The sequence below is a fragment of the Rhodanobacter sp. B04 genome, assembly GCF_002001125.1.
Lineage (GTDB): Bacteria > Pseudomonadota > Gammaproteobacteria > Xanthomonadales > Rhodanobacteraceae > Rhodanobacter.
Genome location: NZ_MUNV01000026.1, coordinates 417,145 through 437,602 on the forward strand (window position 1 = coordinate 417,145; position 20,458 = coordinate 437,602).

Below are 20,458 nucleotides of genomic sequence, written 5' to 3' on the forward strand. Positions count from 1 at the left end.
ATGGAGGAGCCTGGCGATGTTCGCCGTCATGCGCGGTAGAGGTAGCGTCAGGAGCGCAGGAATCATTCGCGCAGTCTACCGTCGACGCCAGCCATGGAATGCGGCAGGTGGGGAATCAGGACGCGGCAAGGGCGGCCCACGCCTGGCCGCCCTTGCCGATGTCAAGCAGGCCGCTTATGACTGTTTGTTCAACAACGCCGTCAGCTGGTCGAGTTGTGCGCGGTAGCCGTCGAGCACTTTCGCGGTGACCGTGGCATAGCGATTGGCCTCGTCCCAGCGGCGCGCTTCAATGGACTCGCGCACGCCGGGCACGGTCTTGACGCCGTAGCCGGTGAGCATGCCGGGCGCGTAGATCATGTGCTTGAACCAGCTGCGCCCTGGCAGCCCATCGGGGTCGGTCAGGGCTTGTTCCATGCGGCCCATCAGCTGGTTCAGCTGCTGCTGTTGCGCGGCCGTCAGGTCGAAGCCGCTGGCGGCGCGCCTGGCATAGGCTGTCTGATAGGCCTGCGCACTCCGTTGCAGCTGCTTGGCCGCCTGATCCAGCGGAGCCAGGTCGATCGCGGGCACGTCGGATTCGCGTTCGGGCGGTGCGATCGGACGGGTCGGATCGGCGGTGAGCGCAAAGGCGTGCAGGTCCAGCAACCGGTGCTGTTCCGCCGTGGCCTTGCGGGTATCGTCGACCAGCTTGTGCAATTCGCCCACATAGCGGTCGAGCGTGCCGCTGAAGTCACCAAAGCGCAGCGGCAGCACGTTCGCATCGGCGGTACGCAGCACGATGTGGCCGGCCACCTTGGCCAGCGCCACGCCGTACTCGAACGTCGGATCGCCGAAGCGCACGTAGTGGTCGAACGAGTCGTAGCGCGAGTGGTAGATGCCGCCGTCGTCGTCCTCGCCGCTGAAGCCGAGGTCGAGCGAGGCGATGCCGAGATGTTCCAGGAAGGCGCTGTAGTCGGAACCGGAGCCGAGCGCCTGGATCGGCACGTCGCCACCCTCCGCCGCCAGCTTGGCCACTTCCTTGGCCTCGGGCTTGGCATCCTTGGCGTAGCCCTCCACCAGCATGTGCGCACGCATGCGTTCCCGCACGCTGGTGTGGGTTTCCGGATCGGTCACGCCGTCGGCGACCTGGTTGACCAGATGCTGCAGCGAGTGGCTGCCGCCGGCATCGAGGAAGCCGCGGCCGTTGGTATCCGAGTTGAGGTACAGCACGGCCTTCTTCTGCAGTTCGGCGGCGTGCGTCTCGGCCCATTCGGTCGAGCCGAGCAGGCCGGGCTCCTCGCCGTCCCAGCTGGCATAGACCAGGGTGCGCTGCGGCCGCCAGCCCTGCTTGAGCAGGCCACCGATGGCCTTGGCTTCGGCCATCAACGCCACGTTGCCGGCGAGCGGATCCCAGGCGCCGAACACCCAACCGTCGTGGTGGTTGCCACGCACGATCCACTGGTCCGGCTCGGTGGAACCCTTGAGCACGGCGATCACGTCATAGACCGGCTTCTGGCCCCAGTCAGACAGCACGATGAGGTGCGCCTTGGCCGTGCTCGGGCCAACGTGATAGGTGAGCGGCAACGAACCACGCCAGCCGGACGGTGCCACCGGCCCGGTCAGCGACTGCAGCAAGGGCGTGGCGTCGGCATAGGAAATCGGCAGCACCGGAATCTTCAGGATGGTCTTGGCGTCCTTGATCGCCAGGCGCTTGGCACCTGGCGTGGAACCGATGCCAGGAGTCAGCGGATCGCCCGGGTACACCTGCATGTCGGCCACCGAGCCGCGCTGCACGCCTTGTGCCGGACGCCAGCCGCCTTGCGGATAGGCATCGCCTTGGGCGTAACCGTCTTCATGCGGGTCGGAATAGATCAGGCAGCCGACTGCACCGTGCTCCTGCGCGAGCTTGGGCTTCAACCCGCGCCAGCCGCCGCCATAGCGGGTGATCACGATCTTGCCGCGCACGTCGATGCCGCGACGAGCCAGTTCCTTGTAGTCGTCCGGCATGCCGTAATTGGCGTAGACCAGTTCGGCGGTGACATCACCATCGCCGCCATAGACGTTGTAGGGCGGCAACGCACCCCCGGCATTCGAGGTGGCATCGCCGGCGATGGCCGGCTCCTTCAGGCTGGCGGTGTAAGGGTTCGGCCCCAGCAGCTCCAGCGCCACTTTCTTCGGCGTGGGGTAGAGCACGCTGAAAGTCTCGATGTGCGCATCCCAGCCCCATTCGCGGAACTTCGCCAGCATGAACTCGGCGTTGGCCTTGTCGTGCGGCGACCCCACCTGGTTGGGCTCGGACGACATCTGCTTGAGCCAGCTGCGCTGGTCGGCGGGATCGAGCTGGGCGTCGAAGCGTTGTTCCAGGCTTTGCTGGACGGTGGCATTGGCGGGAGTGAAGCCGAGCATGGCGCCATCGTCGTGACGGGCATAGTCGGTTGCGCCGACGGCAATGCAGGATGCCAGTACACCGGCCAGCCCCACTAGCGGGCGGATTTTCCATTGAGTCATCTGTTATCACTCCCCATCGGTTGATCGTCGCGCAAGTGACGATGCCAGATCGGGGTGAGCATCAATCCGGCCTGACAGCTTCAGGTCTTATACGCGCATGCGCCGAAACTTGCCTAGGACATCAGTCATGCCTGCCTCATGCATGACTGCTGCGGAACAGGCAGCAACAGGCTGCGGAAGGCTGTTGTCGTGATGCGATCCACCAACAGCCATGACACGGTAACCGGCACGAAACGAGCCAAGCATGGATCCGGCCGGTACTCATGGACCTCTCGGGCTGGCAGCACTTCCACTTTTCCGCGATGGCGGGTTCGGGTGATCCGAAGGCTGATCGGTTTCCATGCCTCCGTCCGGGATAGTCATATCCTGCGAAAACAGCAAGTGCGAGTCGGCGTCCGTATAAGTCAGCTTGTATTTGCCCGGTCGCAGGTAAAGCTCGCTGGAAGGCCCGAGCAAGCCGTTGCTTATGCGGTCGATGGTTACCGCATTCAGCGGCACCGGATCGAGTACCAGACGGTCGGCGGGGATGGCATCCTCACCCTCGTCGGCATAGCGCGCCTCGACCAAGCAGGGGAAGGTGTGGTTGCATCGCTCGCTGTTGACGAAATATGGCTTGCGCTCGCCACCGAGGCTCAGCCAGGTGGGGCGATTGCGAAGGGTTTTCTGCGGCGGGAAGATCACGCTGACGTCATAGCCCTGCCGCAGTGACCACGGCTTGCCGGCCTTGTCCAGGAACACGATCGGCTCTTGCGGCTGCAACTGCTTCACGATCGGGGCGTAGTAGGGGTGATCGTCGCTGGCGGATGGATGCGGGTACAACATGGTCTGCTCCACGGAGAGCGGATCGATGCCGGTGAGCTTGTGCAGGTGCTCGGCCATGCTGGAGCCGCCCAGGTAGACGCCGGACTTCTGGATGTGTGCATAGCCTGCGTCGAGCACCAGCCGCGCGTTCGGATCATCCTTGAATACCTGCCGGTAGATGTTGCGTGCCTGCTCGGCTTCTCGGATATCGCCGCTGGCATCGGAGAGCGTCTCGTAGGCGATCACCTTGAAGCCGAGTTTCAGGGCGGTGCGAACCATCTCGGCATAGATCGGCTCTTCGGTGTAGAAACCGCTTTCCAGGGTCGGATAGCCGCGTTTCTGTAGTCCGGTATCGGTCTGGTAAAGCGTTTCGGCGGCGAAATAATTGAAGCCCTCCGCACGAAGCTTGCCGAGCAACTGCACTGTCAGCGTGCGCGTGAGCGGTATGTTGTGTGCCTCGTTGAAGAACACGGCACGGTAGTTCCTGGCCAGTTCCGGGATCGCTTCTAGTGCTGGACGGGCGGTATAGTTGGGGTCGTTCAATGGCGACGGGCGGTCGTCCCGTTCGGCGGTTTGCCGGATCGAAAAGCTGACCGCAGCATCCGGATAATCGCCGATGAAGGTCTGGTACCAGCTCAGGTACTGGCCAAAGATGACGTGGAAGGCGGGATCCGGATTGGTAGCATACGGATAGCGCATGATCTGGTACTGGGCCAGCAGGCTCTTATGTTTGTTGGCCTCCTGCATGATCTGTTCGGATTTGTCGGAGGCCGCCACCTGGCGTGCCTGCCACTGCGAGGCCGATTGTGCGTGACCTTGCATGGCGGCACAGGACAGCAACAAGGCACAACCCAGCGGAATTCCTTGACGAAGCGACGGCATGGATGCTCCTGTCTTCATTGGGTAGGCACGATTGGGTAGGCACGGTGATGGCGCCAGTTTTACCAGTGTCCGCACGCGCTGTCGCGTGACGGCCGACATGGGTGTTTTGCTCCAAGACGAATCGTTCGGGCCGCATATGCCAAGCGGCACAGGGCCGGCAGGGCTGTTCGGGAGCACAATCCGGTTTCCTTGCCGATGGAGGAGTACGTGATGCGTCCGACTGCCCTGGCCTTGCTGCTTGCCCTTTCGTTTATTGCAACGCCCCTGATTCAGGCTGCGCCTGCGAGTGATGGGCCCATATCCTCCGCGATTACCAAGGCGCTTGCCGATCCGGCGCGGCAGGCCGATGCCGCCGACGATGCGCGCCGCAAGATTGCCGAGGTGATGACGTTCGCCGAGGTCAAGCCTGGTCAGAGCGTGCTGGAGCTGGCGCCCGGCAGCGGCTACTGGACGCGCGTGTTCAGCGCCATCGTGGGTGAGCAGGGGCATGTCTACACGGTATGGCCGAACGAGATGGGAAAATATTCCGCCAAAAGCTTGGCCAACTGGCAGAAGCTGGTCGCCACACCGCACTACGCCAACGTCAGTCTGCTGCAGCAGCCGGCAGCACAGTTGAGCGCGCCGAAACCGGTGGATCTGGTGTTCACCTCGCAGAACTACCACGACTACCATGATTCGTTCATGGGGCCGGTCGACATGGCGAAGTTCGACAAGGAGGTCTACGCGGCGCTCAAGCCGGGTGGCCTGTTCGTGATCATCGATCACGTGGCGCCGGCCGGCTCGGGCATTGCCGACACCGACACCTTGCACCGCATCGATCCGGCGGTGGTGAAGCAGGAAGTCGCGGCGGCCGGTTTCGTCTTCGACGGCGAGAGCCAGGCGCTGCACAACCCCGCCGATACCCATGGCGACAAGGTGTTCGATCCGTCGATACGCGGCCATACCGACCAGTTCATCTACCGCTTCCGCAAGCCTGCGAAATAGGCCGGATGGCATCGATGCAGTTGCCGTGCGGCATGGTGCAACTGCCCGTACCGCAACGGCTGGTGCCGACAGGCGAGGAGGCCGGCGACCCGCCACCGCAGCGCCCGCCCGAACCTGACGCCGCCGACTGTTGCGGCGAAGGCTGCGCGCGCTGCGTGTTCGATGTCTACGAAGAGGCACTGCTGCATTACGAGGCCGAGCTGGCCGCGTGGCGCGCCCGCCAGTCATGAACCCGCGACGATGTCGTCGCAGCCCAACGCCAAGGGGGAAAGCCATGTGGCTTGCCGTTACCCGTGAGGTCAGTCCGGCGCTGGGTGGCTGCGAGCTGTCCTTCGTGCCGCGCGTCGCGATCGACGTGGCGCGTGCAGGTGCGCAGCACCGCGATTATCAGCAGGTGCTGGAGTCGCTCGGTTGCCGGTTGTTGACCCTGCCGGCCATAGTCGATCTCCCCGATGCGGTCTTCGTCGAGGACGTGGCGATCGTGCTGGACGAGGTCGCGATCCTGACCCGTCCAGGCGCTTTGTCACGTCGCGCCGAGGTGGCGAGTGTGGCCGCTGTGCTGCGTCGCTACCGGGCGGTTTCGGCCATCGAGGCCCCCGCTACGCTGGATGGCGGTGACGTGCTGCGACTTGGCCGCACGCTTTACGTCGGCGAATCCGCGCGCAGCAATGCCGCCGGTATCGCGCAACTTCGTGGACTGCTGGCGGATCATGGTTATGCCGTGCAAGGCGTGCCGACCCGCGGTTGCCTGCATCTGAAATCGGCGGTGACCCAGCTTGCGGACGATACCTTGCTGATGCAGCCGGAGTGGGTGGATCCCGGGCGCTTCCCCGGTTTTCGCATCATCGAGGTCGACCCCGCCGAACCCCACGCCGCCAACGTGCTGCGCATCGGCGATGCGCTGGTGATGCCGGCCAGTTTCCCGCGCACGCGGCAGCGGCTGCTCGAGGCAGGCTTCCGCGCCACCGCAGTCGATGTATCCGAGTTGCAGAAGGCCGAGGGCGCCGTGACCTGCTGCAGCCTGCTGTTGCGTGTGGCGGATTGAGCGGAATCGGGCAGGTCGGCGGCGATTGGGCCGCATCCTGGGACTACACTGTGCCGATAACTTGCCGACACTCAAAAAGGAAACGCCCGTGACCGATGCCATCTACGCCAGCTCCATCCCCGTCTTCAAGCAGATGCTCGGCAGCCTCGATGCGATCCTGGCCAAGGCCGCGGCGCATGCATCGGACAAGAACATCGAGCCATCGGCGCTGACCCGGGCGCGGCTGTTCCCGGACATGTTTCCGCTGGGCAAGCAGGTGCAGATCGCCTGCGATTTCGCGCGCGGCGTCTCGGCCCGGCTGGCCGGTGCCGAGGTACCGAAGTACGACGACAACGAGCAGACCTTCGAGGAATTGCGTGACTTGATCGCGCGCAGCCTCGCCTTCATCGACGGTTTCAGCGTGGCGCAGTTCGAGGGCGCCGCGCAGCGCGAGATCGTGATACGTCCGGGGACGCCGAAGGAGCGCCGCTTCAGCGGCCAGGCCTATCTGTTGAGCTACGGCCTGCCGCAGTTCTTTTTCCACGTCACCACCGCATATGCGCTGCTGCGCCACAACGGCATCGAGATCGGCAAGCGCGATTACATGGGCAATTACTGACTGCCAAGACCGGATCAGGCATGGATTCGCCGGGCGCTGGATCAGGCGCTCGCCAAGGCCATGTACTTTTCATCGACGGGAAACTGGTCTCGCAGATCCTGCTGGCAGCGCGCCAGCAAGGCTGGCGGGTAGACCTCAGGCCAGCCGAGGCCCAGGTTGCGAAAGAGGCGCCGCCGCATGCTCCGCATATTGCTTGCCCCTCATTCCCGCGTGCGAGTTCCGTGTTCCTGGTATCGGCACGGGGCGGGGATAATTTAGGGGGTGGACGGAGGCCGCGGAACGCGGCCCCCGGTCGTGCCGAGTCGCTGCAAGTCAGCCAGTGGATGGCTGCACCGCAACGGTCTGTGTCCCGGGTGTCGGGCGCATCAGGCGATTATTTGTTTTTCTTCTTTTCCTGCTTGGCCGCCTTCTTTTCCTTCATGGTCTTGGCCGGTTTTTTCTTCTCGCTTTTCTTTGAATCCATGCCCTTGCTCATGGTGTTCTCCCTTGCTGTGGTCAGGTGATGTGTTGCGTGTGATGTGGCGGGAAGTCTAAGCCGATCCACAGCCTGTTGCGCAAGGCTGCTGTCGTTGGCAGCGCTTCAGATGCGGTCGCCGGGGGCCAGGTAGCGCCATTGCCCGGGTGCCAGTTTGGACAACGGGATCCGTCCCACGCGCAGGCGTTTCATCGCCAGCACCTTCAGGCCGACCGCCTCGCACATCGGCTCGATCTGGGTCGGCTGCAACACCTTGAATGCGAAACGCAGGCGCTGCTCGCTTTGCCAGCTGACCTTGATCGGCGGCATCGCGTAATTGTTGAAGCGCAGGCCGTGGTTGAGCAGGGCCAATCCGTTCGGGATCAGCGTGCCCTCGACGTCGACCACGAATTCCTGTTCGACCCGGTCGATGTCCTCGGTGAGCTTGCGGGTGACGCGCCAGTCCTGGGTGAAGATCAGCAGGCCGCTGGCATGGGTCGGCAACGGCAGCGGTGAGTTCAGTCGCTGCAGGTGCCGTTTCAACGGGCGTACACCGGAGGCATCGTCGGGAGATCGGGTGTCCGGCGTGACCAAGGCGCTGGCCGGGTTCGGCCCGCTGCCGGCGTCGTAGCCGACCGGCTTGTGCAGCACCAGGGTGGCAGGCTCGGTCGGGGTCAGTTCGGCATGCGGGTCGAGTTCGACACTTTGCATGTCCACCATGAACTGCGGCTCTTCCACCACCACGCCGTCCACGCGCACCCAGCCACCTTCGATGTATTGCTCGGCTTCGCGGCGCGAGCACTGGGCCAGCGCGACGACACGTTTGGCGAGGCGAACCGGTTCAGTCATCGAGATGCCATGGGGTGACGGGCGACCATTGTATGCGTCTCGGGCGGACGCAACCGGTGGCAATCGGCGCGACCGCCCCCAGATCGGGAACTTCCGAGATGCCGAGGCTGCGACATGATTCCGTTTTCCGTCCTTGACCTGGCCCCAGTCACCGAGGGCAGCGATGCCGCCCAGGCATTCCGCCATACGCTTGATCTGGCGCAACTGGCCGAACGACTGGGCTACCGGCGTTACTGGCTGGCCGAGCATCACAACATGCCGGGTATCGCCAGTGCGGCGACGGCGGTGCTGATCGGTCATGTGGCCGGCGGCACGTCGACGATACGCGTGGGTGCCGGCGGCATCATGCTGCCGAACCATGCGCCGCTGCAGGTCGCCGAACAGTTCGGCACGCTGGCATCGCTGTATCCGGGCCGCATCGACCTGGGACTGGGGCGCGCGCCGGGCACCGACCAGCCCACGGCCAAGGCATTGCGCCGCTACTTCGACAGCGCCGATGCGTTCCCGCATGACGTGGTCGAACTGCTCGGCTATTTCGAACCGGCGGTGCCGGGTCAGCAGGTACGTGCCGTCCCTGGCGCAGGCATCGAGGTGCCGGTGTGGCTGCTCGGTTCCAGCCTGTTCGGCGCGCAGCTGTCGGCACGACTCGGGTTGCCGTTCGCGTTCGCCTCGCACTTCGCGCCGGATGCGATGGACGAGGCGCTGGCGCTGTACCGGCGCGATTTCCGCCCGTCGGCACGGCTGGCACAGCCGTACGCGATGCTTGGCATCAACGTGGTCGCGGCCGACAGCGATGCCGAGGCACGCCGGTTGTTCACCACCCAGCAGCAGAGTTTCATCAACCTGCGCCGTGGCCGGCCCGGCTTGATCCCGCCGCCGATCGACGATATCGACGCGTACTGGACGCCAGCGGAGAAGCAGATGGTGGAGCGTGCCCTGGCCTGTGCGGTGGTTGGTGCGGCCGACACCGTGCAGGACGGCATCGAGGCCTTCGTCGCAAGGCATCGTCCGGATGAACTGCTGATCACCGCCAATGTGTTCGAGCACGCGGCGCGGCGTCATTCGTTCGAAATCGCGGCGGCCGTGCGGGAGCGGTTGCTGGCTGCGGACTGACCGCGGCCGAGGCGAAAGACCGGCTCGGGGCCACCGATCGGCCATAATGGGCGTTATTCCACGAACCGCAGAAGCTCTCCCACGCATGAAAACCCCCAAGGGCCTGCAGGACCTGATCGACGAAGGTGTGATCGACCAGGTGCTGCGACCGCTGAAGAGCGGCAAGGAAGCCTCCGTCTATGTCGTCCGCTCGGGCGAGGACATCCGTTGCGCCAAGGTCTACAAGGACATGGCGCAGCGCAGTTTCCAGGCGCGGGTGCAGTACCAGGAAGGACGCAAGGTGCGCGGCAGCCGGCAGGCGCGCGCGATGGGCAAGGCGACCAAGTTCGGCCGCAAGGAGGCCGAGGCCGCCTGGAAGAATGCCGAGGTCGACGCGCTGTACCAGCTCACCGCCGCTGGCGTGCGGGTGCCGAAACCGTATGGCTATTTCAGCGGCGTGTTGGTGATGGAGCTGGTCACCGATGCGGACGGCCATTCCGCACCGCGGTTGGGCGAGGTGGAACTGTCGGCGGAAACCGCGCGCGAATACCACCGTTTCCTGATGCAGCAGGTGGCGCGGATGCTCTGCGTCGGACTGATCCACGGCGACCTGTCCGAATACAACGTGCTGGTGGGTCCGCACGGCCCGGTGATCATCGACCTGCCGCAGGCGGTCAGCGCTTCCGGCAACAACTCCGCGCGGGCGATGCTGCGGCGGGACGTGGGCAATATCACGATCAGCCTGTCGCGTTTCGCGCCGGAACTGCTCGATACGCATTACGGCGAGGAGATGTGGGCGCTGTTCGAACTGGGTGAACTGCACCCGGACAGCGAGCTCACCGGCCACTTCGAGTTCGACGAGAGCATCGCCGATGTCGACAGCGTGATGCAGTCGATCATCGACGCGCGGGAAGAGGCGATCATCCGCCAGCAGGGCCGCGAGGCGGCCGCGCAGGACGATTGATCGCGGCGAGCGTCCCGGGTGGTTGTCGAGTCTTATTCGAAGTCGTTTGCCCAGCGCCTCGAAAACTCCTCGTATCGTGATTCCGGCGCAACCCCTCCGTAGGGTTAGCCGGAATGACGATGCGGGGAAAATGGCAGGAAGGGAATGACGTTGGGGCAGTCGAGGCTTTGCAGCCTCAGTTATCGACTTTCAACAGCTCCACCTCGAACACCAGCGAGGCATTCGGCGGGATATCGTCGCCGGCGCCGCTGGCGCCGTAGCCGAGCGCAGCCGGAATCAGCAGGATGCGCTTGCCGCCGACACGCATGCCGGCCACGCCCTGGTCCCAGCCGGCGATCACGCTGCCCTGGCCGAGCATGAAGGAAAACGGCTCGCCGTGATCGCGCGAGCTGTCGAACTTCTTGCCGTGCTTGTCCTTGGCGCTGTCGTCGTACAGCCAGCCGGTGTAATGCACCAGCACCTTCATGCCGTCTTTCGCCTCGGCACCGGTGCCGACCTTCTGGTCGATCACGGTGAGCTTGTCCACACTGCCTGTGGCGTGTGCCGACGGGGCGGCGGTACAGGCGGCGAGCGCGAATACGGTGAGCAGGGACAGCAACCAGCGCATGGGTGACTCCGGAAAGAGGATGGGACCTGAGGATCGGACCGGGATTATCCGGCAAACGGCGACTGCCTGGCAGCCATCGCCTTGTTCACGATGAAACCTGATCAGCTCACCGCTTCGGCAGGTGCCATGCGGCGCAGCGGATCCACCGCCACCGAATCAGCGTCGTTCATCAGCTGCAGCTGGCCGTCCTGGATCAGGCATTGCAGGCGCATGCCACGCTGCAGCAGGGCAACCAGTCCGGCGACGGTGGCCGCCGGGATGTCGAGCACGGTGAGGTTCTTGTTACGCCCCAGCGATGCGCCGACCTTGTTCCACCAGATTTCCGCGAGATTGCCGCCGTAGCTGATCACCACCACCTGGCGCGCACGGCCGCAGGCCTTGCGGATGCGCGTCTCGTCCGGCTGGCCGACCTCGATCCACAGCTCGATCTCGTCGGTGTACGCCTTGCGCCACAGCGCCGGCTCGTCCTCGTCGCTGATGCCCTTGCCGAACTCCAGCCGCTCGTCCGCGTACAGTGCGAACGCGAGCAGCCGCACCATCAGGCGTTCCTCGGTTTCCGACGGATGCCGCGCCAGGGTCAGCGCATGGGTGGCGTAATAATGCCGATCCATGTCGCTGACCTGCAGTTCGACCTTGTAGATGGTGGAGTTGAGGGCCATGGGGGTGCCTTGAGACAACAGCCCACCATTGTACGCGCTCCCGCCAACAGCCCGCCCGGTGGCGCGCATTAGACTGGCGGAAGCCATGAGCCCACCGATACCGCCTTTCACGCGCGATACCCACGCCAGCACCGTGCACCTGCCGCCAGGCGAATGGCCGACCGTGCTCGACGGTTTGTGCGCAAAATTCGCCGCCGTCAGCCGCGACCAATGGCTGGAGCGCATCGCGCGTGGGCGGGTGCTGGACGGGCAGGGTGCCGCGATCACGCCGGACACGCCGTATCGGAATGGGCTGCGCATCCACTACTACCGCGAGGTGGCGGACGAGACGCCGATTCCGTTCGCGGAAACGGTGCTGCATGCGGACGAGCATCTGGTGGTGGCGGACAAGCCGCATTTCCTGCCGGTGACGCCGGCCGGCGGGTTTGTCGAGCAGACCTTGCTGCGGCGGTTGATTCGCCGGCTGGACAATCCCGACCTGGTGCCGCTGCACCGGATCGATCGGCTGACGGCCGGGCTGGTGCTGTTCTCGGCGAGCCGGCACAGCCGTGCCGCCTATCAGGCATTGTTCCGCGAACGCCGCATCGACAAGCGCTACGAGGCGCTGGCGCCGGCACTGCCCGGCCTGTCGTTTCCGCTGTGGCGTCGCTCGCGCATGCTCGCGGGCGAGCCGTTCTTCCGCATGCAGGAAGCCGATGGCGAGCCGAACAGCGAGACGCGAGTCGAGCCGATCGAGTGCGGCGGCGAGCATTGGCGTTATGCGCTGCATCCGATCACCGGCAGGAAGCACCAGCTGCGGGTGCACATGGCAGCACTGGGTGCGCCGATCATGGGCGACACGCTGTATCCGCTGCTGGCCGAAGAGTCCGCCGACGATTACCGGCATCCGCTGAAGCTGCTGGCGCACAGCCTGGCGTTTGTCGATCCGCTGTGCGGCAAGTCCCGCCGATTCGAGAGCCTGTTCGCTTTGTGAGGGTCAGGCGCGGGGTTGAGCGAGGCTCGCTGCTGCTTGTCAAGGGTAACCATCGGCAGCCATTCCACGCTATCTTCCGCAGGAGAATTCAGCCGGGGGAGAACCATTCGTGAGTGCACAGCTATCGTCCAGCGCATCGCCGCGCGCCGAGTTGACCCTGCGCGGCGTGATCATCGGCGTCGTGATCACCGTGGTGTTCACCGCGGCCAACGTGTTCTTCGGCCTCAAGGCCGGCCTGACCTTCGCCACGTCGATTCCGGCGGCGGTGATCTCGATGGCGGTGCTGCGCTACTTCAAGGGCGCCACGATGCAGGAGAACAACATCGTGCAGACGGTCGCCTCGGCGGCCGGCACCTTGTCCTCGATCATCTTCGTGTTGCCCGGCCTGATCCTGATCGGCTGGTGGACCGGCTTCAACTACTGGACCTCGTTCGCGATCTGCGCGCTGGGCGGCATCCTCGGCGTGATGTATTCGATCCCGCTGCGCCGCGCGCTGGTGACCAATTCCGACCTGCCGTATCCGGAGGGCGTGGCCTGCGCCGAAGTGCTGAAGGTCGGTGCCGGTGGCGGCGAGGGCGTCAGCGCCGAGGCGGCGGCCGAGTCCAATCGCGCCGGCCTGCTCGCCGTGCTGTGGGGCTCGATCGTTTCGGCGGTGTTTGCGGTGGTGGTCGCGACGCGGGTGTTCGCCGGCGACGTGGTGCACTACTTCCGCGTCGGTGGCGACAAGGGTGGCGTGACGGGGTTCGATTTCTTCCTCTCGTTCGCGCTGTTCGGCATCGGTCATCTGGTCGGGTTGTGGGTCGGCATCGCGATGCTGGTCGGTGCGCTGATCGGCTGGGGCTGGGGCGTGCCGCATTTCTCCGCGCTGGTGCCGCTGACCGGTTCGATGGCGGACCTGGCGGGTGCGACCTGGAGCCACAAGGTGCGCTTCGTCGGTGCCGGCACCATCGGCGTGGCCGCGATCTGGACCCTGGCCAAGCTGGTCAAGCCGGTGATCACGGGCTTGACCTCCGCGATGGCCGCGTCGCGCGTGCGTGGCGCCGGCAATGCCGCCTTGCTGCCGCGCACCGAGCATGACATCCCGATCGGGCAGGTCGGCCTGATCTCGCTGGTGTGCCTGCTGCCGATCGGCTGGCTGATCGCGAACTTCGCGACGACCGCCGGCAATGGACTGGGCGATCACGTGATGGCGCTGGTGGTGGCCGGGCTGATCTTCGTGGTGCTGATGAGCTTCTTCGTATCCGCGGTATGCGGCTACATGGCGGGTCTGATCGGCTCCTCGAACAGCCCGTTGTCGGGCATCGGCATCATCGTGGTGATCAGCGCGGCGCTGCTGCTGGTGTTCGGCATCCGTTCGGCCTTGCCTGCCGGCAGCGAGAACGCGCTGGTGGCATTCGCCCTGTTCATCACCTCGATCGTGTTTGCCGCGGCGGCGATCGCCAACAACAACCTGCAGGATCTGAAAACCGGGCAGCTGGTCGATGCGACACCGTCGAAGCAGCAATGGGCGCTCGTGATCGGCGTGATCGCCGGCGCCGCAATCATTCCGCCGATCCTCGACCTGCTCAATCATGCCTACGGCTTCGTCGGCGCGCCGGGTCCGCAGCGCGCCAATGCGCTGCCCGCGCCGCAGGCCGGGTTGATCTCCGCGCTGGCGCAGGGCGTGATCAAGAACAACATCGACTGGAGCCTGATCGAGATCGGCGCTGGGATCGGCGTGGTGATGATCATCCTCGACGAGGTACTGCGCCGCACGACGAAATCCGCGCACCTGTCGCCGCTGGCGGTGGGCCTGGGCATCTACCTGCCGACCCAGAGCACGCTGATGGTGGTGGTCGGTGCGGTCGCCGGCTGGTGGTTCGACCGCCGCGCCGATCGCGCATCGAAGAATCCCGAGGCGACCAAGCAGCTCGGCGTGCTGTTGGCTTCCGGCATGATCGTGGGCGAGGGCCTGCTGGGTGTGGTGATCGCCGCCTTTGTCGCGTTTTCCGGCAAGGATTACCCGCTCGACCTGGTCGGCGATGCGTTTGCGAGCGGCCCCGCGCTGTGGGTCGGCGGCGTCGCATTCGCTGTCGTGATGGTGTTGCTGTACCGCTGGGTAGGTCGGTTGGCGCAGACGTCAACGAACGCGTAACAGAGTGATGGGATGCTCGGTGGACGGCGGCTCCGGATGGGCCGCCGTGCCGGATGATCCCGGGTGCAGCCATGGCCTCGGCGATCATCCGAACTGAAATCATTCGATCCGCAGGATCGCAATAGATTGCCAGTCAGCTTCAATGTGGCAACCTACAAGGTCATTGCAAGGGGTAGTTGTCGCGTGGAGCAGGAAAAGGTCGAGCAGGTTCAAGACGTCAGGGCAGTCCTGACGCCGCCGAGCCAGCGTACGGTGTGGCTGCGCCGGATGGCCGGACCGCTGCTGTCGGTGGGCATGCTGTGCCTGGCGCTGTGGGCGCTGCACCTGCTTTCCCGCGAGGTGGACTATCACCAGATCCGCCGTTACGTGCAGAGCATCTCGCGCAGCCGGCTGCTGCTGGCGGCGCTGTTCACCCTGCTCGGTTATGCGGTGATGACCTTGTACGACCACTATGCGCTGGCCTCGATCGGCCGGCGCCTGTCGTGGCGCCGGGTCACCCTGATTTCCTTCATCAGCTATGCCTTCAGCAATGCGGTGGGCATGTCGTTGCTGGTGTCCGGTTCGATCCGCTACCGCTTCTATGTGCAGAACGGCCTGTCCACCGGCGAAGTGGCCAGGGTGGTGTTGTTCTGCACCACCAGTTTCTGGCTGGGCCTGCTGGCGCTCACCGGCGTGACCCTGCTGCTGGTGCCGTTGCCGCCGGGCATGCCGATGGCGACCTTCAGCCGGCCGCTGGGCATCCTGCTGACCCTGGTTCCGCTGCTGTGGCTGGCAGGGGGCTGGATACGTCGCCGTCCGCTGCGTTTGTGGCGCTTGCGCATCAGCCTGCCGTCACCGGCGACGGCCTTGCGGCAGATTCTGGTGGGGGCGGTGGACTGGGGATTGGCGGCAGCGGTGCTCTACATCCTGATGCCGGATGAGTTGAACAACGGCTTCGGCCATTTCCTGGCGATCTTCGTGATCGCGCAGATCATCGGCTTGATCAGCCATGTGCCCGGTGGGCTTGGTGTGTTCGAGGCGGTGATGCTGGCCGGCTTCGGCGCCACCGGCAACGAGACGCTGGCTGCGCCGATCCTCGGCGCGCTGGCCGCCTTCCGTGTCATCTACTACCTGTTGCCGCTGTGCACGGCCACCGTGCTGGTGCTGCAGCGCGAGGCGCGCGGCCTGCGCGAGAAATCCCTGCTGGCGCCGTGGTTCACCGGCCTGCTGCCGTCGTTCTTCGCCGGGCTGACCCTGGTTTCGGGCGCGGTGCTGCTGTTTTCCGGCGCGACCCGTGCGCTGCCGCTGCGCATGGCGGTGCTGGGTGCCGTGTTGCCGCTGTCGGTGCTGGAGGTGTCGCACCTGCTGGCCAGCGTGATCGGGATGCTGCTGCTGATCCTCGCCCGTGGCCTGCAGCGCCGGCTGGATGCGGCCTACTGGCTGACCCTGGTGCTGCTGCTGGCCGGTGCGGTGTTCTCCCTGCTGAAAGGCATCGACTACGAAGAAGCCACCTTGCTGACCCTGCTGGCGATGGCGCTGGCACCGGCGCACCGTTTGTTCTACCGGCGCGCCTCGCTGTTCACGACGAGCTTCTCGGTCGGCTGGATCGCGGCGATCGTGGCGATCCTCGGCTGTGCCGCGTGGCTGGTGTTTTTCAGCTACAAGCACGTCGAATACAGCAGCGATCTGTGGTGGGAATTCAGCCTTCATCAGGGCGGTGCGCCACGGGCGCTGCGTGCGCTGGTGGCGGCGGCGGCGGCGGGCATGCTGTTTGCGCTGGCCAGCCTGATCCGCCCGCACAAGCTGAGGCACGAGCCGCCCAGCGAGGCGGAGCTGGCGCAGGCGTTGCCGTTGATCAAGCAGTGCTCCACCGCGCAGGCGCATCTCGCGCTGATGGGCGACAAGACCTTGCTGTTCGGCCAGGATCACAAGGCTTTCGTGATGTTCGACACCGAAGGCCGCAGCTGGGTGGCGATGGGTGATCCGGTCGGCACCGACGAGGACGCGCGGCGCGAACTGGTGTGGTCGTTCCTCGAACAGTGCGAACGTGCCGGCGGCTGGCCGGTGTTCTACCAGGTGAACCCGGCCGACCTGGACCTGTACCTGGAGGTGGGCCTGAACCTGCTGAAGATCGGCGAGGAGGCGCGCGTGCGGCTGGACAGCTTCAATCTCGACGGCAAATCCAGGAAGGTGCTGCGCAACACGGTGAACAAGCTGACCCGCGATGGCCTGCGCCTGGAGATCGTGCCGGCCGAGGCGGTGGCGCCATTGCTGCCGCGACTGAAGGAAGTCTCCGACGCATGGCTGCGCGACAAGAATGTGCGCGAAAAACGCTTCTCGCTGGGCGCGTTCGATCCACGCTACCTGGTGCGCACGCCGATGGCGGTGGTATGGCAGAACGACCGGTTGGTGGCGTTCGCGAATATGTTCCTCAACGACACCAAACAGGAGGCCTCGGTGGACCTGATGCGGCATGTGCCCGATGGCCCGGCCGGGATCATGGACTACCTGTTCGTCGAGCTGATGCAGTGGGCGCGGGACGAGGGCTACACCTGGTTCAATCTCGGCATGGCGCCGCTGGCCGGCCTGCACAACCGGCGCCAGGCGCCGTTGTGGAACCGCTTCGGCGCACTGGTGTTCGGCCGCGGCGAGCGCTTCTACAATTTCCGCGGGCTGCAGCGCTACAAGGACAAGTTCGATCCGGAATGGGAGCCGCGCTATATAGCGGTGCCTGGCGGCATAGCCTTGCCGATGATCCTGACCAATGTGGCCAGCCTGATCTCCGGTGGACTTTCAGGAGTGGTGCGTCGATGAAACGCAGGAGCGGAATCATCCTGGCGGCAACCGGCGCATGCCTGCTGGGCATCGTGCTGGTCTGGAGCCCGTGGTCGCGGATCAGCCTGGAGGACGCCACCGTGGTGCTGCCGGTCAGCGCCATCAGCGTGGCGCCGCCGGCCGGCAAGGGCGATGTGATGGCGATCATCTACTCCGGCGACGGCGGCTGGGCCGATCTGGACCGGCGCCTGGGCATCGCCTTCATCGATCGCGGCATTCCGGTGCTCGGGGTCAACACTTTCAAGTACTACTGGCGCGAGCGCACGCCGGAGGAGTCGGCGCGGCAGCTCGATGCGCTGATGACGAAATACGCCGGCGTGTGGGGCAAGCAGCGCATCTGGCTGGTGGGCTTTTCGTTCGGCGCGGATGTGCTGCCGACCATCATCGACAAGCTCAGCGCGGCCAACCGCGCGCGGATCACCCAGCTGGTGCTGCTGTCGCCCAGCCGGGATACGACCTTCGAGATCGAGCTCGAGGGCTACATGATCAAGCAGGGCTGGTTCAAGGAACACGTCAAGACGCTGCTGCAGCACGTCAACCCGATCCGGCACTACGACACCATGCCGCCGTTGCAGGCCCTGCGGAACCAGCCGCCGACGGTCTGCTATTACGGCCTGGACGACAGCGACGACAGCATCTGCAGCGAACCGAACCTGCCGGCCTGGGTGAAGGTGCATGCCAAGAAGGGCAACCATCATTTCGACGGCGGCTACCAGCCGCTGGCCGCGCAGATGCTGCAGGAGTTGCCGGCCGCCGCCTCGACGGCCGGCAGCGCGCGCTGAGCGGATATCCAACGTCGATCCACAGGCGCACTATGGGCAACCACGGTCGGGCGCGGTGCCCGGCCGCCATGTCAGCGAGGAGACGTCCATGTTGGATTGGCTGGGTTACCGCAAGGAATTGATCGGGCGCATCGGCGAGATCGGCAAGCTGAGCCCGGATACGTTGAGGGGTTACCAGACCCTGTCCGGCGCCGGCGAGAAGACCGGCCACCTGGACGCCAAGACGCGCGAGCTGATTTCGCTGGCGGTGGCCGTCACCACCCGCTGCGATGGCTGCATCACCGTGCATACCGGCGAGGCGCTGAAGCACGGCGCCACCCGCGAGGAAATCGCCGAGGCACTCGGTGTGGCCGTGGCGATGAATGCCGGTGCCGCGATGGTGTATTCGGCGCGCGTGATGGATGCGGTCAACGCGCACGGCGGCAGTTGAGCCGGCGAGGCGGGCGGTGGCCGATCCGACCGCGCGCCGGTGGACAGGGCTGCAGCCACGTACAATGCGTCTCCGTTTCACCGTTGAAGACATGACGTGACTGCTGCCGGTTTCTCCGCGGCCGCGCCGGATACGGCGCTGGCGGCCCTGTTCGTCCCTTTCGAATCCTCGCAGCTGCAGCTGCCGGCGGACGGCCGCGTGCTGTTCCTGCGCGCGCGTGCCGGCGTGCGGTTGCGCGAGATGGCGCAACCGGACTGGTTGTGCGAGCAGAGCTTCATGCCGTTTGCCGACGAGCTGGACCGCAACGGCCTGCACGTGGGCGAGCCGGCGGCCGATGACGTGTTTCCGCTGGTGCTGGTGCTGCCGCCGCGGCAGCGCGACGAGGCGCGTGCGCTGTTTGCGCGCGCACTGCGGCATGCGACGCCGGGCGGCACGGTGCTGGCGTCGATGCCGAATGCCGAAGGCGCAAGGTCGGGCGAGGCGGATCTGGCGAAGCTGGCCGGCGCCGTGCAGCATCTGTCCAAGCACAAGTGCCGGGTGTTCTGGAGCACGCCCAACGCGGCCGGCATCGACCAGTCCTTGCTGGCCGAATGGCTGGCACGGGATGCGCCGCGCGCGGTCGTCGATGGCTACGTCAGCCGCCCCGGCCTGTTTGCGTGGGATCGCATCGACCGTGCCTCGGCATTGCTGGCTGCGCATTTGCCGGGCGACCTGCGCGGCCGCGTGGCGGATCTCGGTGCCGGTTACGGCTATCTCGCCAGCCAGGTCATCGCGCGTTGCCCGCAGGTCGACGCGATCGACCTGTACGAAGCCGAGGCACGTGCGCTGGAGCCGGCGCGGCTCAACCTGGCCAGGGCGCAACGTGAGTGCGGACGCGAGTTGGCGGTGTCGGTGCAGTGGAGCGATGTCACCCGCGGCCTGCCGCGGCGTTACGACGCGATCGTCAGCAATCCGCCGTTCCACCAGGGACGCGCCGATCTGCCCGAGCTGGGGCAGGCGTTCATCGTCAGCGCCGCCGATGCGCTGCAGCCGGCAGGGCGGTTGTTGATCGTGGCGAACCGGCACCTGCCGTACGAGGCGGTGCTGGCCTCGCGTTTCAGTGACGTACGCACGCTGGTCGTGCAGGAAGGTTTCAAGGTGATCGAGGCAACAGGGGTACGCGGATGAAACGGATCAAGTCATGAAACTGGTGAAGCTGATTGCAAACCTGGGCTACGGCAGCCGCAAGGACGTGACGCAGTTGTTCCGCTCCGGCCGCATCACCGATGCCGATGGCGAGGTGCTGTACGCCGACGACGTGGTGGCGCACGAGCACATCCGCGTCGACGACGAACCGCTCGATCCGCCGCCGGGGCTGGTGCTGATGCTGAACAAGCCGCTCGGCGTCACCTGCTCGCGCAAGGATCCCGGCCGGGTGGTGTATGACCTGCTGCCGCCGCGCTACAACGTGCGCACGCCGGCCTTGTCCAGCGTGGGCCGGCTCGATCGTGACACGTCCGGCCTGCTGCTGTTCACCGACGATGGGGCGCTGCTGCACCGGATCATTTCGCCGAAGGCGCAGGTGACCAAGGTGTACGAGGCCACGCTGGCGCAGGACCTGCGCGGTGACGAAGGCGTGCTGTTCGCCAGCGGCAGCCTGATGCTGGAATCGGAAAAGGAGCCGCTGGCACCGGCCGTGCTCGATGTGCTGGGGCCTCGGCATGCGCGGCTCACCGTGACCGAAGGCCGCTATCACCAGGTGCGTCGCATGTTCGCTGCCGCCGGCAATCACGTCGAGACGCTGCAGCGCATCTCGGTCGGCGGACTCGTCCTGGGCGAGTTGCCGCTGGGCGAGTGGCGTGCGCTTGATGCTGGCGAGGTCGCGTCGATCTTCGCAGCGTAAGGGCAGATGCCGCCAACCAGTCCA

The 20,458-nt window shown here is 65.6% G+C and carries 18 protein-coding genes; 13 read left to right on the plus strand and 5 right to left on the minus strand.

Annotation, left to right across the window (positions count from 1 at the left end):
* Positions 1 to 174: 174 nt before the first annotated feature.
* A complete protein-coding gene (locus B0E46_RS16690; protein ID WP_077556844.1) occupies positions 175 to 2,484 on the minus strand; it encodes a transferrin receptor-like dimerization domain-containing protein in 2,310 nt (769 codons plus the stop codon).
* A 261-nt stretch (positions 2,485 to 2,745) separates the two neighbouring features.
* Positions 2,746 to 4,167 carry a hypothetical protein gene (locus B0E46_RS16695; RefSeq protein ID WP_077556845.1) on the minus strand — a complete coding sequence of 474 codons (1,422 nt, stop codon included), beginning with the start codon at positions 4,165 to 4,167 and terminating at the stop codon, positions 2,746 to 2,748.
* A 210-nt stretch (positions 4,168 to 4,377) separates the two neighbouring features.
* Between B0E46_RS16695 and B0E46_RS16700 the strand changes: the two genes are divergently transcribed.
* The 4 genes from B0E46_RS16700 (at position 4,378) to B0E46_RS16715 (ending at position 6,794) form a co-directional block, all read left to right on the plus strand.
* Complete coding sequence (locus tag B0E46_RS16700; RefSeq protein ID WP_077556948.1) at positions 4,378 to 5,151, plus strand: class I SAM-dependent methyltransferase; 774 nt, start codon at positions 4,378 to 4,380, stop codon at positions 5,149 to 5,151.
* 32 nt (positions 5,152 to 5,183) lie between these two features.
* Positions 5,184 to 5,381, plus strand: a complete 198-nt coding sequence (locus tag B0E46_RS16705; protein ID WP_077556949.1) for an oxidoreductase-like domain-containing protein — start codon at positions 5,184 to 5,186, stop codon at positions 5,379 to 5,381.
* Between the two features lie 44 nt (positions 5,382 to 5,425).
* The gene (locus tag B0E46_RS16710; RefSeq protein ID WP_077556846.1) at positions 5,426 to 6,196 is read left to right on the plus strand and encodes an arginine deiminase family protein; all 771 of its coding nucleotides are present in this window, start codon (positions 5,426 to 5,428) and stop codon (positions 6,194 to 6,196) included.
* An 88-nt stretch (positions 6,197 to 6,284) separates the two neighbouring features.
* Positions 6,285 to 6,794: a DUF1993 domain-containing protein gene (locus B0E46_RS16715; protein ID WP_077556847.1), complete on the plus strand. Its 510-nt coding sequence runs from the start codon at positions 6,285 to 6,287 to the stop codon at positions 6,792 to 6,794.
* A 580-nt stretch (positions 6,795 to 7,374) separates the two neighbouring features.
* Here B0E46_RS16715 and B0E46_RS16720 read toward each other — a convergent pair.
* Complete coding sequence (locus B0E46_RS16720) at positions 7,375 to 8,097, minus strand: rRNA pseudouridine synthase (RefSeq protein ID WP_077556848.1); 723 nt, start codon at positions 8,095 to 8,097, stop codon at positions 7,375 to 7,377.
* A 114-nt stretch (positions 8,098 to 8,211) separates the two neighbouring features.
* Here B0E46_RS16720 and B0E46_RS16725 point away from each other — a divergent pair, with 114 nt between their 5' ends.
* Positions 8,212 to 9,210, plus strand: coding sequence for an LLM class flavin-dependent oxidoreductase (locus B0E46_RS16725; protein ID WP_077556849.1), 999 nt, complete (start codon positions 8,212 to 8,214; stop codon positions 9,208 to 9,210).
* A gap of 85 nt (positions 9,211 to 9,295) precedes the next feature.
* Positions 9,296 to 10,153 carry a PA4780 family RIO1-like protein kinase gene (locus B0E46_RS16730; RefSeq protein ID WP_077556850.1) on the plus strand — a complete coding sequence of 286 codons (858 nt, stop codon included), beginning with the start codon at positions 9,296 to 9,298 and terminating at the stop codon, positions 10,151 to 10,153.
* 175 nt (positions 10,154 to 10,328) lie between these two features.
* Here B0E46_RS16730 and B0E46_RS16735 read toward each other — a convergent pair whose 3' ends face one another.
* Together B0E46_RS16735 and B0E46_RS16740 are read right to left on the minus strand one after the other, a co-directional pair.
* Positions 10,329 to 10,760 carry an FKBP-type peptidyl-prolyl cis-trans isomerase gene (locus B0E46_RS16735; protein ID WP_077556851.1) on the minus strand — a complete coding sequence of 144 codons (432 nt, stop codon included), beginning with the start codon at positions 10,758 to 10,760 and terminating at the stop codon, positions 10,329 to 10,331.
* Between the two features lie 101 nt (positions 10,761 to 10,861).
* Positions 10,862 to 11,419: a YaeQ family protein gene (locus B0E46_RS16740; RefSeq protein WP_077556852.1), complete on the minus strand. Its 558-nt coding sequence runs from the start codon at positions 11,417 to 11,419 to the stop codon at positions 10,862 to 10,864.
* An 85-nt stretch (positions 11,420 to 11,504) separates the two neighbouring features.
* On the opposite strand from B0E46_RS16740, the gene B0E46_RS16745 reads away from it, so the two are divergent.
* The 7 genes from B0E46_RS16745 to B0E46_RS16775 all read left to right on the plus strand — a co-directional run bounded on the left by B0E46_RS16745 (position 11,505) and on the right by B0E46_RS16775 (position 20,434).
* Positions 11,505 to 12,392: a pseudouridine synthase gene (locus B0E46_RS16745; protein ID WP_077556853.1), complete on the plus strand. Its 888-nt coding sequence runs from the start codon at positions 11,505 to 11,507 to the stop codon at positions 12,390 to 12,392.
* A gap of 109 nt (positions 12,393 to 12,501) precedes the next feature.
* Positions 12,502 to 14,526, plus strand: a complete 2,025-nt coding sequence (locus B0E46_RS16750; RefSeq protein WP_077556854.1) for an oligopeptide transporter, OPT family — start codon at positions 12,502 to 12,504, stop codon at positions 14,524 to 14,526.
* Between the two features lie 183 nt (positions 14,527 to 14,709).
* Positions 14,710 to 17,319, plus strand: coding sequence for a bifunctional lysylphosphatidylglycerol flippase/synthetase MprF (gene mprF, locus B0E46_RS16755; RefSeq protein WP_254425192.1), 2,610 nt, complete (start codon positions 14,710 to 14,712; stop codon positions 17,317 to 17,319).
* Positions 17,316 to 18,122 (plus strand): AcvB/VirJ family lysyl-phosphatidylglycerol hydrolase, encoded by an 807-nt coding sequence (locus B0E46_RS16760; RefSeq protein ID WP_077556855.1) that lies wholly within the window; start codon positions 17,316 to 17,318, stop codon positions 18,120 to 18,122. The genes mprF and B0E46_RS16760 overlap by 4 nt, the downstream gene beginning before the upstream one ends.
* 88 nt (positions 18,123 to 18,210) lie before the next feature.
* Positions 18,211 to 18,552, plus strand: coding sequence for a carboxymuconolactone decarboxylase family protein (locus B0E46_RS16765; protein WP_077556856.1), 342 nt, complete (start codon positions 18,211 to 18,213; stop codon positions 18,550 to 18,552).
* 96 nt (positions 18,553 to 18,648) lie between these two features.
* Positions 18,649 to 19,719 (plus strand): class I SAM-dependent methyltransferase, encoded by a 1,071-nt coding sequence (locus B0E46_RS16770; protein ID WP_077556857.1) that lies wholly within the window; start codon positions 18,649 to 18,651, stop codon positions 19,717 to 19,719.
* A 13-nt stretch (positions 19,720 to 19,732) separates the two neighbouring features.
* The gene (locus B0E46_RS16775) at positions 19,733 to 20,434 is read left to right on the plus strand and encodes a pseudouridine synthase (protein ID WP_077556858.1); all 702 of its coding nucleotides are present in this window, start codon (positions 19,733 to 19,735) and stop codon (positions 20,432 to 20,434) included.
* The last annotated feature ends 24 nt before the right edge of the window (positions 20,435 to 20,458 follow it).